This is a genomic window from Methylobacterium sp. Leaf108 (genome assembly GCF_001423265.1).
In the GTDB taxonomy this organism is placed as follows: Bacteria; Pseudomonadota; Alphaproteobacteria; order Rhizobiales; family Beijerinckiaceae; genus Methylobacterium.
This window is the reverse complement of the sequence record NZ_LMND01000030.1, coordinates 41,921-55,538: the sequence shown is the minus strand read 5'-3', so window position 1 is coordinate 55,538 and position 13,618 is coordinate 41,921. Positions and strand designations below refer to the sequence as shown.

Annotated in this window: 16 protein-coding genes; 7 read left to right on the top strand and 9 right to left on the bottom strand. The window is 69.7% G+C overall.

Going from position 1 to position 13,618, the window contains the following annotated elements:
- Positions 1-27: 27 nt before the first annotated feature.
- Complete coding sequence (pal, locus tag ASF39_RS13135; protein WP_055884449.1) at positions 28-528, bottom strand: peptidoglycan-associated lipoprotein Pal; 501 nt, start codon at positions 526-528, stop codon at positions 28-30.
- 333 nt (positions 529-861) lie between these two features.
- Between pal and ASF39_RS13130 the strand changes: the two genes are divergently transcribed.
- Positions 862-1,254: a response regulator gene (locus tag ASF39_RS13130; protein ID WP_056285113.1), complete on the top strand. Its 393-nt coding sequence runs from the start codon at positions 862-864 to the stop codon at positions 1,252-1,254.
- 22 nt (positions 1,255-1,276) lie between these two features.
- On the opposite strand, the gene ASF39_RS13125 is transcribed toward ASF39_RS13130, so the two are convergent.
- A complete protein-coding gene (locus tag ASF39_RS13125; RefSeq protein WP_244472404.1) occupies positions 1,277-2,182 on the bottom strand; it encodes a WcbI family polysaccharide biosynthesis putative acetyltransferase in 906 nt (301 codons plus the stop codon).
- Between the two features lie 245 nt (positions 2,183-2,427).
- Here ASF39_RS13125 and ASF39_RS13120 point away from each other — a divergent pair, with 245 nt between their 5' ends.
- Positions 2,428-3,489: a GSCFA domain-containing protein gene (locus ASF39_RS13120; RefSeq protein WP_056284599.1), complete on the top strand. Its 1,062-nt coding sequence runs from the start codon at positions 2,428-2,430 to the stop codon at positions 3,487-3,489.
- 32 nt (positions 3,490-3,521) lie between these two features.
- Here ASF39_RS13120 and hemC read toward each other — a convergent pair whose 3' ends face one another.
- A complete protein-coding gene (gene hemC, locus ASF39_RS13115; RefSeq protein ID WP_055884454.1) occupies positions 3,522-4,445 on the bottom strand; it encodes a hydroxymethylbilane synthase in 924 nt (307 codons plus the stop codon).
- Between the two features lie 132 nt (positions 4,446-4,577).
- Here hemC and ASF39_RS22105 point away from each other — a divergent pair, with 132 nt between their 5' ends.
- The gene (locus ASF39_RS22105; protein WP_210168674.1) at positions 4,578-4,748 is read left to right on the top strand and encodes a hypothetical protein; all 171 of its coding nucleotides are present in this window, start codon (positions 4,578-4,580) and stop codon (positions 4,746-4,748) included.
- A gap of 102 nt (positions 4,749-4,850) precedes the next feature.
- Positions 4,851-5,279 (top strand): hypothetical protein, encoded by a 429-nt coding sequence (locus tag ASF39_RS13110; RefSeq protein ID WP_056284598.1) that lies wholly within the window; start codon positions 4,851-4,853, stop codon positions 5,277-5,279.
- A 24-nt stretch (positions 5,280-5,303) separates the two neighbouring features.
- Here the strand turns inward: ASF39_RS13110 and ASF39_RS13105 are convergent, their stop codons facing one another.
- Together ASF39_RS13105 and ASF39_RS13100 are read right to left on the bottom strand one after the other, a co-directional pair.
- Positions 5,304-5,603 carry an antibiotic biosynthesis monooxygenase family protein gene (locus ASF39_RS13105; protein WP_056284595.1) on the bottom strand — a complete coding sequence of 100 codons (300 nt, stop codon included), beginning with the start codon at positions 5,601-5,603 and terminating at the stop codon, positions 5,304-5,306.
- 44 nt (positions 5,604-5,647) lie between these two features.
- Positions 5,648-6,514 carry a Kdo hydroxylase family protein gene (locus ASF39_RS13100; RefSeq protein ID WP_055884469.1) on the bottom strand — a complete coding sequence of 289 codons (867 nt, stop codon included), beginning with the start codon at positions 6,512-6,514 and terminating at the stop codon, positions 5,648-5,650.
- A gap of 264 nt (positions 6,515-6,778) precedes the next feature.
- Between ASF39_RS13100 and ASF39_RS13095 the strand changes: the two genes are divergently transcribed.
- On the top strand, positions 6,779-7,246 hold the full coding sequence (locus ASF39_RS13095; RefSeq protein ID WP_056284592.1) for a hypothetical protein: 468 nt from the start codon (positions 6,779-6,781) through the stop codon (positions 7,244-7,246).
- A gap of 265 nt (positions 7,247-7,511) precedes the next feature.
- Positions 7,512-7,733, top strand: a complete 222-nt coding sequence (locus ASF39_RS13090) for a hypothetical protein (RefSeq protein ID WP_244472418.1) — start codon at positions 7,512-7,514, stop codon at positions 7,731-7,733.
- A 107-nt stretch (positions 7,734-7,840) separates the two neighbouring features.
- Here the strand turns inward: ASF39_RS13090 and ASF39_RS13085 are convergent, their stop codons facing one another.
- Positions 7,841-8,329 carry an Hsp20 family protein gene (locus tag ASF39_RS13085; protein ID WP_056284585.1) on the bottom strand — a complete coding sequence of 163 codons (489 nt, stop codon included), beginning with the start codon at positions 8,327-8,329 and terminating at the stop codon, positions 7,841-7,843.
- A 180-nt stretch (positions 8,330-8,509) separates the two neighbouring features.
- Between ASF39_RS13085 and ASF39_RS13080 the strand changes: the two genes are divergently transcribed.
- On the top strand, positions 8,510-9,490 hold the full coding sequence (locus ASF39_RS13080) for an alpha/beta hydrolase (protein WP_056284583.1): 981 nt from the start codon (positions 8,510-8,512) through the stop codon (positions 9,488-9,490).
- 9 nt (positions 9,491-9,499) lie between these two features.
- Here the strand turns inward: ASF39_RS13080 and hisN are convergent, their stop codons facing one another.
- The 3 genes from hisN to ASF39_RS13065 all read right to left on the bottom strand — a co-directional run bounded on the left by hisN (position 9,500) and on the right by ASF39_RS13065 (position 13,283).
- A complete protein-coding gene (gene hisN / locus ASF39_RS13075; RefSeq protein ID WP_055884488.1) occupies positions 9,500-10,288 on the bottom strand; it encodes a histidinol-phosphatase in 789 nt (262 codons plus the stop codon).
- An 82-nt stretch (positions 10,289-10,370) separates the two neighbouring features.
- A complete protein-coding gene (locus ASF39_RS13070; RefSeq protein WP_082494586.1) occupies positions 10,371-12,368 on the bottom strand; it encodes an AI-2E family transporter in 1,998 nt (665 codons plus the stop codon).
- A gap of 129 nt (positions 12,369-12,497) precedes the next feature.
- Complete coding sequence (locus ASF39_RS13065; protein ID WP_056284578.1) at positions 12,498-13,283, bottom strand: 5-oxoprolinase subunit PxpA; 786 nt, start codon at positions 13,281-13,283, stop codon at positions 12,498-12,500.
- Positions 13,284-13,618: the final 335 nt, after the last annotated feature.

Sequence of the window (13,618 nt, the reverse complement as noted above, 5' to 3'; positions counted from 1 at the left end):
GCCGACCCTATGCGGATCCGCCGCCCCTCAGGAACCCGCGCCACGGTCGAGCACGGTGACGGCACGGCGGTTCTGGGACCAGCAGGAGATGTCGTTGCACACCGCCACCGGCCGCTCCTTGCCGTAGGACACAGTGCGGATGCGCCCGGCCGCGATTCCGCGCGAGGCGAGGTAGTCGTTCACCGATTGTGCACGGCGGGCGCCGAGGGAGAAGTTGTACTCGCGGGTGCCGCGCTCGTCGGCATGGCCTTCGATCAGGAAGGTGTAGCGGGGATAGCGCTGCAGCCACTGCGCCTGCTTGTCGAGGGTCGCCGTCGCGGTGGGGGTCAGGTCGGTGGAATCGGATTCGAAGAACACCCGGTCGCCGATGTTGACCACGAAGTCCTGGGCGCTGCCGGGCGTCCCGGCCCCGCCGCCGAAGCCCGAGGCGTCGGCCAGATCCTTGTCGTTGGTGCAGGCGGCCACGCTGAGCGCGGCGCACAGGGCCGCCACCAGCGGAAGCACGCGGAAGCGGGCGGTCATCACCATGGTCTCTTCTCCTCGGGCTCGGGCGACAGTCGCCCGCAAGCCGTCAACGCGTCTCGCGACGCATCCTTGCGATCATCACGATGGCGTCTTTAGGGTCGTTCCGGTTAAGCGACGGTTCCGTCAACCTTGATGGAGCCTTGACGGGGTCGCCCATGTGCGGCGACGCACCGTACCGGGCCGCCGCTCGGAACGGCCAACGCACCCTGGCCGCGCAGACTCCGGGCGCTCGGTCTCGGCCGGCGACGTCTCGCAATCGTTGCGACGCCGCGACCACCTTGGTCGCGCGTTAACCATTCCGCTCCTATCGTCGCCGATCTGAAGCGGATGGCCGCCATGGACCGCAAGCCCGTCGTTCTGGTCGTCGAGGACAACTACATCCTCCTCGATCTCCTCTCCACCCTGTGCGAGCGGCAGGGCATCACCGCGACGGCGGTGTCGAGCGGCGAGGACGCCATGGCCTTCCTGCGTGGCAACCCCGGCGAGGTCGACTGGCTATTCACGGACATCAACCTGCCCGGCCTGATCGACGGCTGGGTGGTGGCCGAGGCCTACCGGGCCCTCAATCCGGGCCGGCCGGTCATCTACACTTCGGCATCGCGCCTTCCCGAACGGTCGGCGGTTGCCGGAAGCGTGTTCCTGCGAAAGCCGTTTCGGGTGAACGATCTCGTCGAACTCGTGCGGATGATGGCCGCCCCTCCTCGCCGGGCCCTGCGAGCCGCAGGCTGATGGGGCGGGGTCGGGCGCGTCGTCAGGCCGTCGTCTCGCGCAGAAACGTCTCCACGATCTCGGGCATACCGAGCCAGGTCTCCACGCGGTGGCAAGCGATGTCGGCGGGGGCCTGTCGCGCGTAGAGGGCAAAGCTCGCGTCGATGAAGCCGCGCAGGTCGTAGAGCGTCGGGAACGCCTCTCCACGCGGGCGCGCCTTGAACAGGTAGGAGCCGGTCAGCCCGTAGGCCTCCGCGATGGGCGGGTAGATCGGCCAGACCACGTCGCGGGCGAGGTCGTCGCCGAGGTAGTCCTCCACCGCCACCGGCTCTGGCGTCAGGCCGCTTTCCATCACGAGGCGCCTGGCGATGTCGCCGAGGACGAAGGCCTTGGGGTGGTTCAGGAGGTGCATGAACGCTCCCCGCCGGGCCCAGCGCACTAGGTCGGCTCCCAGGGGGAAGCCGACCCCGTCGGCATTGGCCAGGAGGTCGCGGACCGCATCGTCCCAGCCGGCGAGGTAGCCCAGGCGCCTGAAGACGTCCTCGCGGTAGAGCCGCACCGTCTGCCCGGCATCGAGCCCGAGGCGATACGCGCACAGGGCGATGGCCGAATGGTAGAAGCCGAGCGGCGACGGGGCGAGCTTCATGCCCGCCAGCGTGGTCATCGGCCCGGCGTAGACCATGTCGGGGTGATAGGCCTGGAACACCAACGTCGGGAAGCGGACGATCCGCGGGTCGAGAACGCGCAGGGCGTCGGTCCCGCCGGGGATCAGGTCCGGCGGTACGAACTGGCTGTAGACATGGGCGTGGCCGGCGACCTGTTCCGCGAGTGCTTCGACGGTGCCGTAGCGGCGGCGCAGCGTGCCCATCGGAATGTAGGTGACCGGGCTGCCCGGCCGGAGCAGGCGGATCGCCTGAGCGATGCCGCGAGCCTGGCAGTTGCCGATCACCGCGAAGGACGGACCGTGGCCATCCGTTCGACCCGACCGGCCGGTCCGCCACGGTCTCGCCCAGGATGATGCCGACAAGGCCAGGGACCTGATCGCGCGGTGCGGCAGATTGTGCAAGGACACCGTAGGCAGGACCACGAGGCAGGACCACGATACGCGCCGGGTTGTCGGGCACTCGACCGCCGGATGACGCGACGGCGCCGGATCTCTCCCGGCCGGACAATACCCGCGAAAAAGGTGTCTCGATGGCGACGAACCCCTACAGCGATCTACCGGCCGAGCGGTTCTGGCGCAAGGTCGTCACCAACCTGCCGCCGTTCGCGGTGGACCCGCGCCCGCGCAGCCCCTTCGCCATCGGCCTCGCCGACAAGGTCGCCACCGGCGGTTCCTGCTTCGCCCAGCGCGTGGCCGAGGCCCTGCGCGAGGCCGGCTTCAACTACCACGTCACCGAAGGTGCCGGAGCCGACATGCCCACCGACGAGGTTCGCGAGCGCCAGTTCGGCACCTTCTCGGCCCGCTACGGCAACCTCTACTACACGCGCCAGTTCACCCAGCTGTTCGACCGGGCCTACGGCCTCTTCACGCCCGAGCTGTCGGTCTGGGAGCGCGAGGACGGGCGCTACGTCGATCCGTTCCGGCCGACCGTGGAGCCTGCGGGCTTCGCGACACCGGCGCAGGTCGAGGCCGCCAGGGTCGATCATTTCGCCCGTGTCCGCGAGTTGTTCGAGACCCTCGACGTCTTCGTCCTGACCCTGGGCCTCACCGAGGGATGGCGCTGGCGGGCCGACGGCGCCGCCCTGCCCCTCGCCCCGGGCGTCGCCGGAGGCAGCTACGATCCGGCGCTCTACGAGTGCGTCAACGCCGGCGCGGCGGAGGTGCTGGGCGACCTCCAGGGCTTCCTCGACCGGCTGTGGAGCGTGAATCCGGCTGCCCGGGTGATCGTCACGGTCTCCCCCGTGCCGATGATCGCCACCTACATGGACCGCCACGTCATGGTGTCCAACAGCTACTCGAAATCCGTCCTGCGGGTGGCGGCCGGCGAGGTCTGCGCCTCGGGCGATCCCCGCCTCGTGTACTTTCCGGCCTACGACCTCGTGACCAGCAACGTGAACGCGGGGCGCTACTACAACGACGACCAGCGCACGATCTCGGAGGCCGGCGTGCGCCACGTGATGCGCTCGTTCCTGGCCACCTTCGCGCCCGACCGCGCCGGGCCGCCGCTGGCGATGTCGAGCCTGTCGGCCGAGTACCAGAGCACCACGGGGGTGATCTGCGACGAGGAGGAGATCGAGCGCAGCGTCGCCTGACCGGGGCCGAAAAAGGACCGGCGGCGGGCGCGCTACTGCAGATGCCGGGCGTAGGTGTCCCCGGCCTGGCGCTTCAGGTCGGCGCCGGCCTCCCGGCCGATGCGCGCGGCGTCGGCCACCGGCCCGGATCGCGAGACCGCCCAATGAGCCGACCCGTCGGGCAGGAACAGCAGTCCGTCGAGGGCGAGGTGGTCGCCGGTGATCCGTGCCAGCGCCGCGATCGGCGTGCGGCAGGACCCGTCGAGTTCCGCCAGCAGGCCGCGCTCGGCCGCCAGTTCCGCCGTCGCCGTGGCCGAGACCAGGGGGGCGAGCAGGGCGCGAACGTCGGCATCGTCCTCGCGGCATTCGATCCCGAGTGCGCCTTGCGCCACGGCCGGCAGCATCTCCTCGACGGCGAGAACGCTGCGGGCGACATCGACCATCCCGAGGCGCTCCAACCCGCACAGGGCCAGCAGGGTGGCGTCGCATGTGCCCTCCTGGAGCTTGCGCATGCGGGTGTTGGCGTTGCCCCGCATCGGCACGATGCGCAGGTCGGGCCGCCGCATCAGCACCTGGGCCGCCCGGCGCAGCGACGAGGTTCCGACACTGGCGCCCGGGGCGAGGTCCGACAGGCGATCGACGTCGCGCGCCAGGAAGGCGTCGCGCGGATCGTCGCGCTCCAGGACGCAGGCGATCACGAGCCCATCGGGCAGCCAGGTCTCCACGTCCTTCATGGAATGAACGGCCACGTCGACCACGTCGGCGAACAGCGCCTGCTCCAGTTCCTTCGTGAACAGGCCCTTGCCGCCGATCTCGGAGAGCGGCCGGTCGAGGATACGGTCGGCGACCGTGTTGACCACCACGATCTCGGTCTCCAGCCCCGGATTGGCGGCCACGATCTTGTCACGGACCATGCCGGTCTGGGCCAGGGCCATCGGGCTGCCGCGGGTACCGATGCGCAGGGGACGCTGGATCATGGACGAAAACGCTCTCGACGGGTCGCGGCTGCGACGACGGGCCTGCCGTCTTGGTACGCAAGCCACGCGCGCCTGTCACCGGCTCTCCGCAGGCGCAGGCCCCTCGCGACCGTGTCTTCACCATGTCCTGCCATGCCGTCCTCCCGCCTGCGCCGGGCGAGGATCGTGGACGGTCGCCACCGCTCCGGCACGGCCGCCCGCTCGGGCGTCGCCGGGTCGAACGCCTGCGCTCGCGGAGAGATCATCCGGCGCCTCGCCGCGATGGAAAAGACGACGCGCACCGCGACGGAGGTATTCCGGTGACCACGATCGCTTCAAACGAGCGGCCACAACCAACGATATCTTAGGATCTTGCATTCACGCTTTTGTGACGATGGGGCGATGGCGCCTCGATCGGGGTTGACCATGAGATCGAACGCGACCGGGCCAGACCCGCTGCAACGACGCCTCGGCGCCATCGCTTCGAACGCGGTGGGCACCCAGGCCTTCACGTCTCCGGATGCGGACGCGGTCGCCCTGCGCAGCGAGGCGCGCGAGCGCCTTCGGGCCGGAGACCCCGGCCTGCGTCAGGTCAAAATGCGTGACGGCGATGCCGCCGCCAAGGAGCGGGCATCGCGGACCTGGCCGCTCTGGGTGGTGTTCGACATCCTGCTGCTGTTGCTGATCGTGCCCCTCGTCGTCGCGGTCCCGCCCCTGCTCGATTGCCGGCAGAAGCACGACGAAAACGCTCTGTTCGTCGGCGAAACCTTCGAGCGATGCGCGCGGCACGGCATCGCCGAACGGTGGAACGCCCTCGACAGCCGGCTCAAGATGTTCGTGCGCGGCTCCGGCTGACGAGACGGGCGGCCGCCATTTGCGTCAGAACGACCGGAGGGACAGTTCGGTATGCTCGACGCTGGGAGGCGACTCGAAATACGGCGAGACCAGCGCCCGGTAGTCCTTCCAATCCTGGGAATTCACGAATCCGACGGTGTGGTCCTCAAGGGTGTCCCACTCGATCAGTAGGCGGTAGCGCTGCGGCTTCTCGATCGAGCGGCGGAGGGCGAAGCTACGGCAGCCCTTGGCCGTTCTGAAGTAGGCGGCCGCCTTGGCGATGCCGGCTTCGAAATCGGATTCCGTCCCGGCTTTCACGTCGATCTGAGCGATTTCGAGGATCATGCGACATTCCTGGTTCTTGGGTTGTACGCGCCTGGGAAATACAGTCACTGCAGGGGACGGCCGAGCTTTCGCGCCAGGATCCGCTGCGGGCTACGCTCGGGATCGGCCTGGGCGGCGACGGGCAGGTAGGCGGTCTGCTCCAGCATGTAGCGGCCGCCCATGGCGCCGTGCATCACGAGGTCCGAGAAGGTCACCCAGGTCTGGCCGGGCGTGAACAGCACGTCCTGCTGGGGGGCCTTGGCCTGGTAGTCGAGGTCCTGCTTCAGGGCATCGTGGAGATGCAGCATGAGGTGATCGTATTCCGAGCGCCGCGCCTTGGTGATGCGCAGGGCCGCCAGCAGCCGTGCCGAGAGCGGCGAGTAGCCGGGCAGGCGCGGCAGGAATTTCTCGGCCATGCTGCCGAAATCCTCGCCCACCCGCCACCGCCGCGGCTGCCCGTCGCGGTTGATGTTGCGAAAGATCCGCAGGATGCGCTTCTCGCCGATGGGATTGGAGGGGAAGGCGTCCACGTGCAGGCGGGTATCGTCGCGCCGCCAGCTCAGCTTGCGCTGGTCCACCTCGAACGGGCGATAGGAGGTGCCGGCCAGGGTCACCTTGCCGAGGTAGGCCGGCAGGTGGGTCCGGATCAGGTCATCGGCAAAGCCCCGGTAGCGCAACAGCAGGGCGCGCAGCGCCGCCTGCTCCTCGGGCGTGCCGGCGGCCCCCTTGAGGGTGGCGGCCTCGCCGCGGATGTTGACGTTCTTGGCCTTGCCGTCGGCGAAGGGGCGCTCGACGAACCGCTCCTCGAACGGGCTCAAGGGGAAGTCGAGGTCCGGAAACATCAGTACCGCGCCGCCCTCGAGCGCATCCACGAGGCTGGTCGCGCCGCTCGGGGGCGCCCCGGTCGGCACGGACACGATCGGACTGATCATCGGCGGTGGACCTCCGGTGGGCGACAGGGTCGCGGGTGTAGCCGATGGCGAGGGCGCAGGCCAAGGGGCGGGTCGCGGGACGCGCCGAGGAGCGGTCCGGCTGCATTCCGAAGTCGGCCGTGACGTCACTTCGCAGTGGATGACGGTGTCGTCCGGTTGCCAGGTGTACATGCCGAGCCCACTTTCGAACGAATACTGTTTCCCGACCGCGTTGCGTCGGGAATCGCGTGATTCGGTTCGAGAGCCGACGGGGATGATGCGCCGATGGCCACGTTGAAGGAATTCGAGGAGTCCCTGCGCGAGCACGGCATGCTCATGGCGCTGGCGCTGCTCGAGCGTCTGCGCGAGCGTGACCGCGCGACCCGCACGATCAAGCCCGCCCGTCGCCTGACCGGCCAGAAGATGACCCCCGAACTCGCCCGCGCGATCCTCGACCTGCACGCCTCCACCGGCATGACGCAGCAGGAGATCGCCTTCAAGGTCGGCGTCAACCAGGGCCGGGTCAACGAGGTGATCAAGCGCGGCAAGTGGCTCAACGACGACCCGCAATCGCCCGAAGCGGTAGCCCGCGACAAGGCCAAGGCCAAGATGCGCGGCGATGCGCCGACCAAGCGCCCGGCCGCGCCGGCCAGACCCCAGGCCTCTCGCCCGACACGTGCGAAGCCGCCGCGGCCGGCGCGGCCCGCGAAACCCGCCGGGCCTCAAGGACAGCTGGTCTTCGGCGATCTCTAGAGGTCGGAGATCTCCAGGCTTCGGAGATGTTCAGGCGTGGCCGACGCCTCCGATCTGCCCGCGCCCGGTCGACGCGAGCACAAGAAGTTCATCGCACGAAGGTCGTGGACCCGGGCGACAGGCCGGCGTGTTTTCCGTCCGGATCATCGCAGATGGGACAAGCCTCATGACCCGCCCCGCCACCCTCCGCACCGGCCTCGTCCTCGTCCTCGGGCTCGTCGTTCTGTCGAAATCGGCGCAGGCGCAGCGTCCGTCAACGGTCGACATGACCTGCCGGCAGGCCCAGGCCACCGTCGCTCAGGCCGGCGGCATCGTGCTCGGCACCGGCGGTCCGACCTACGATCGCTTCGTGCGCGACCGCGGCTTCTGCGAGGTGACCGAGATCGCCACCCACGCCCTCGCACCGACCCGCGACACGCCACAATGCTTCATCGGCTACCGCTGCAAGGAGCCCGGTCGCGGCGACCGTTTCGACGGCGCCTTCTAGCACCGGCCCCTGGTATAGATCCGCACGAAAGGCGCCCCGACCTCGGTCGGGGCGCTTCGGTCAGCATGCGATCAATGGCTCATTCGGAGCCGGCCGCCCGAAACCGATCAGGCGGCTTCCCGGGTCCGGCTCTCCTGGGCGGTGCCCTCGATCACCGGTGTCGTCCGGGTCGATCCCGACGCGATCTGGATGTGGCGCGGCTTCTTCGCCTCCGGAATCTCGCGGACGAGATCGATATGGAGAAGGCCGTGATCGAGTGACGCACCCGTCACCTGAACGTAGTCGGCGAGCTGGAAGCGACGCTCGAAACCGCGTGCGGCGATCCCCTGGTGCAGCACCTCGGTCTTGCGAGAGGCCTCGCCCCTGCGCTCGCCCTTCAGGGTCAGCGCATTCTCCTTGACCTCGATGGAGAGATCCGCCTCCGTGAAGCCGGCGACGGCCACGGTGATCCGATAGGCGTTCTCGCCGGTGCGCTCGATGTTGTAGGGCGGATAGCTGGGGACGGCGTCGCTGGCGACGAACTGGTCGAGGGCCGAGAACAGGCGATCGAAGCCGACGGTCGAACGGTAGAGGGGAGCAAGATCGAACTGGCGCATGACATATCCTCCAAGTGAAGCAACATGTAACGTCAAGGTCCGCCCGAAGGCCGGACTGTCGTGCCGCCGTATTGGCCGGCACAGGACTGAGATCGGTATGCTTTTCCGACCCTTCAAGAGGTCCGCCCATCGGTGCGGCCGATTTTTTTCGCGCTCCTTTTGCGATTTCAGGACCGGCCGATGCTGACCCTGCGTGACACCCCCGACAATCCCGTCCCCCCCGGCGGCACCCTCGTGCCGGTGGTCACGTCCGACGGGATCACCCTGCGCGCCGCCCATTGGCCGTCCACCGGGCGGATGCAGAAGGGCACCGTCTGCCTGGTCCAGGGGCGAGCCGAGTTCATCGAGAAGTACTACGAGACCATCGGCGACCTGAGGGCCCGGGGATTCGCCGTGGTGGCCTTCGATTGGCGCGGCCACGGCGAATCCGCGCGGGTGCTCGACGATCCCCATCGCGGCCATATCGGCCGGTTCGAGGAGTATCGCCGCGACCTCAAGGCCATCGAGGACGCGTTGCTGCGGCCGTTCATGCCGCATCCTCACGTCTGCCTCGCCCATTCGATGGGGGGTGCGGTCGTACTCACCGGGGCGGTGGAGGGCTGGTTGCCGTTCCAACGGATCGTCACGGTGGCGCCGATGCTGGGGCTGACGATGGTGCGCTGGCCGCGGGTCAATTCGGTCGCCGCCCGTCTGCTGCAGCGCATCGGCCTCGGACAGCGCTACATCGCCGGCGGCAACGCCGTGTCGATCGCCACCAAGCCCTTCGAAGGCAACCGCCTCAGCGGCGATCGCGTCCGCTATGCCCGCAACGCCAGGGCGGCGCAGGCGGTGGGGGCGGGAGCCGTCGGCGACCCGAGCATCGCCTGGGCGGCCGAGGCCTTCCGGGCCATGGCACGCCTGCGCGACCTGCGTCTGGCCGGCACCATCACGATCCCGACGCTGATCGTCGCCGCCGGCGCCGATCCGGTCTGCTGCACGGCCACGACCGAGCGGTTCGGCGCGCGGATGCGAGTGGGCGACGTCATCGTCCTGCCCGGCGCCCGCCACGAGATCCTGTCCGAGACCGACGTCATCCGCGACCGGTTCTGGGCCGCGTTCGACGCATTCGTGCCCGGCACCGCCGTCGCCGAGGCCGATCCGGCCGCGCTGGCGGTGGGATGAGGGTGCAGCTCAGGGGTTGAGGATCGCCAGGGCGGCCTCGTGGAGGCGTCGGTCCCCGGCGGCCACGATGCGGCCGCCGCCCGCGGCCGAACCGCCGTCCCAGGTGGTGATCACGCCCCCTGCCCCCTCGACGATCGGGATGAGGGCGACGATGTCGTAGGGCTTGAGGCCCGCCTCGACGACGAGGTCGATCTGGCCGGCGGCGAGCATGCAATAGGCGTAGCAGTCGGTGCCGTAGCGCGACAGGCGCGTGCGGCCTTCCAGGGTCGCGAACCGCTCGCGCTCCTCGCCGGGAGCGAACAGGCGCGGGTCGGTGGTCGCCAGCAGGGCTTCCGAGAGATCGGCGATGCGCCGGGTGCAGAGGATGCGCTCGCCACGCGGTCCGCGCAGCCGCGCCCCGCCGCCGTCTCCCGAGAAGCTCTCGCCGAGGAAGGGCTGGTGCATCAGTCCACGCACCGGCACGCCGTTGCGCGTGAGGCCGATCAGGGTGCCCCAGGTCGGCAGTCCGGCCACGAAGGCCCGCGTGCCGTCGATGGGGTCGAGTACCCAGACGTATTCGGATTCGAGCCGCTCGTCGCCGAACTCCTCTCCGAGGATGCCATGGGTCGGGAAGGTCTTTCCGATCAGCTTGCGCAGGACGAGTTCGGCGGCGCGGTCGGCTTCCGTCACCGGATCGAACGCCCCGGCACCACGGGTCTTGTCGTCCATGCCGAAGGCGGCCCGGAAGAACGGCAGGATCGCCTGGCCCGACTGGGCGGCGAGATCGTCCATGAACCGCGCGAGATCGACCACCGCCATCGCATGCCCCCCCGTTCGGCCCTTCAGCGTCGATGAGGCAAGCCGTCTCGGCCGGCCAGCGTCAAGGGCTTTTCGAGGGTCGTCACGCCTGGGCGGTGGGCGGTCCGGCCAGGATGCGGCCGAGGTCGAGGTCGGCGGGGGCGACCACGGGCGCCGGTTCGACCGCGGCCGGCTCGGGCGGCATGGCGGGGCCGGGGTCGGCGGCGGCCATGGCCGCGACGGCCTCCAGGGAGGTACGGAAGGAAACGAGGTTGGCATCCGCGCCGATGTCGCGCTTCGCGGCCTCGTCGGGGAGGGTATCGTCCGCCTGCCAGACGCCGACCGCCACCGGGATGTCGGGCATGCGCCGGCGCAACCGCGTCACGAGGCGGCGCAGGTGTGTCGGCTCACCGTTGATGGCCAGAGATACCACGCACATCATCCGGGCCGGCCCCGTCTCGCCGTCGTCGTCGCGGAAATCGTCGATCTTGGCCTTGGACACCTCGGAGAACGGGACCACGCGGATGCCGAAGCCGCGCTTGGCCAGGAGTTGGGCGAGGATCGCGCAGGCGGCATCGTCGACGAAGCTGCGGCCGGCCACGCACAGCACCGCGCCGGGCCGGCGCCAGGCCGGCGGCACCTCCGCCACGCGCTCCGTGGCGTCCCCCGCCACCTCGCGGCCGGCCATGTCCTCGACGAGCCCGGCGATGCTGGCGCGGATGTCGGTCTTCTGCTCGGCGGTGAGGACACCGCGCCCGGCGTCCCGCGCGGCGAGCTCGAGTCCCTTCAGGACGACGTCGTCGTAATAGCTGAGCATCGAGCAGGACTGCAGCAGCAGTTCGGCGTGCTCCTGCGCTTCCTCCGGGTCGTCGGCGAGGATGCGCTGGTAGAAATTCTCCACCGGGGTCAGGGCCGGCTTGTCGCCGAACAGGACCTCGAGGAATTCGAGCTTGTCGACGTGCCGGCCGAGCACCACCAGGCACACCGTCAACGGCGTCGACAGCAGCAGCCCGACCGGCCCCCACAGCCAGGTCCAGAACAGCGCCGAGACGAGGACGGCGAACGGCGACATGCCGGTGGAGTGGCCGTACAGCATCGGCTCGATGAAGTGGCCGACCAGCGGTTCGAGGATGAGGAACAGGATCAGCGTCGCGATGACCATCGACCAGCCTGGGTCGACCGCGGCGGCCAGCGCCAGCGGGAAGACGGCCGAGACGACGGCGCCGATGTAGGGCACGAACCGCATCAACGCCGAGAAGATGCCCCAAAGCACCGGATTGGGCACACCGATGAAATAGAGCCCGACTCCGATCACCACGCCGAAGGCGACGTTGAGGCCGAGCTGGACCAGGAAGTAACGGCTCAGGCGGCGGGCGGCGTCGTCCATCGCCACGGTGGTGCGGTGGAGGTCGTTCGAGCCCACGAGCCGGATCATGCGGTCGCGCAGGTCCTCGCGCTGCATCAGCAGGAACAGCAGCACGATGAATACGATGCCGGTGGTCGCCAGGGGGTGCAGCACCGGCGAGAGCACCGTGGTGGCGAGTTCGACGGGGCTCGGCGGGCGCTCGCGCACCTCCACCAGGATCGGCTTCACCGGCGGGGGCTGGGGCGCCGCCTCGGTCTTGGGAGCCTCGGTCTTGGGAGCCTCGTCCTTCGGTTTCTCGTCTGTCCGCTCGCCCTCGCGCATGGAGCGGCCGATGCTGGCGACATAACCCGTCAACCGGCCGGCCGGACTGTCGCGCAGGCCCTCGACCTTGCGCTCGATGGTGTCGCGATAGCGTGGCACGTCGCCGGCGAGATCGGCGAGCTGGACGCCGATCAGGGTGGCGAGCGCCGCCGCGATCCCGAGCGTCAGCAGGACGGCGGACGCCACCGCGAAGAGACGGCCCAGGCGCAGCCTGCGCAGGAGGTTCACGAGGGGGCCGAGGACGAACGACAGCAGGATTGCGATGGCGATGGGGATCAGGACGTCCCGCGCCACGTAGAGCCCGGCGATCAAGACCGCGGTGACGATGACCGGTGAGACGAGCACGGGCGGCGGTGTCTCGGCGGGCGGTACGCGGGTGCCCCGCAAGCGCGGGAGGGACGCCTTCGCATTCATTCCGATGATCAAGCCCGCTCTCGACGACGCCCCACGGGCGCGGCATCCGTATTCAAAACGACGGTCCGGCACCAATCGATCCCTGGCGCCGGCGGGATGTCCCGGTGGACGGGTCCGGGTGCCGGGGATTCACGCCGTCGCGAACGGCGCCAGCCGGTAGCCGGCATCTTCCAGCGCCGCCCGGACCGCCCGTGCCGTCGCCACGGCGCCGGGCGCGTCACCGTGGACGCAGACCGTGTCGATGGACACCGGGATCGCCCGTCCCGACAGGGTCTCGATCACGCCCGCCGCCGCCATCCGCACGACGCGGGCCGCCACCGCCGGGGGATCGTGGATCACCGCCCCGGGGAGGCTGCGGTCGGCGAGCTGGCCGTCCTCGTCGTAGGCGCGGTCGGCGTAGATTTCCCGGATCGTCCTGAGGCCCGCCCGCTCCGCCGCGCGTTCGGCCGCCAGTCCGGGCATCACCGTCACGGGAAGGGCGCGGTCGACCGCGCGCACCGCCCTGGCTATGGCCCCGGCGACGCCGTCCTCCCGGTTCGACAGGTTCGCCAGGGCACCGTGGGCCTTGACGTAAGTCACGACATGCCCGGCCAGGGCGGCGCAGGCCTGCAGCGCCCCGATCTGATAGGCGACCTCGGCCTCGATCTCCGCCTCGCTCAGGCGGATCGGGCGCCGGCCGAAGCCGCGGCGGTCCTCGAAGCCCGGATGGGCGCCGATCGCCACCCCCCTCCCCTTCGCAGCGGCGGCGGTGGCGACCATGATGACGGGATCGCCGCCATGGAAACCGCAGGCGACGTTGGCCGAGGTGACGATGTCCAGAAGCGCCGCATCGTCGCCGATCCGGTAGGGCCCGAAGCCCTCGCCGAGGTCGGCATTGAGGTCGATGACCTTTCCGTCACCGGCAGCCCCCGTCATGACCGCGCCACCGCGCGGGCGACGGGAACGCCCGGCCGTATTGGCCGACCGCGCACGGCCCGGATCCCAGGGCAGGTGTTCATGGGTGAGAACAAGTGTTCATAGGTGGGGGCATGTGTTCATGGGTGGGGACATGCCCGAACGGCCTGATTTTTCCAAGCCGTGCCCGATACGGCGTTTGAGGATGGCATGACCCCGAGGGTGCCGGTTCATTGCGCGCTCCCGCATCGACGCGTCGCCGAGGCCTTCGACGGTCGGCGTGAACACAGTCTTGGCGCCGGGTGATGTCCTGGCGTGATCTGTTCTTGAACGGACGACGACCCCGCCCGACGGGA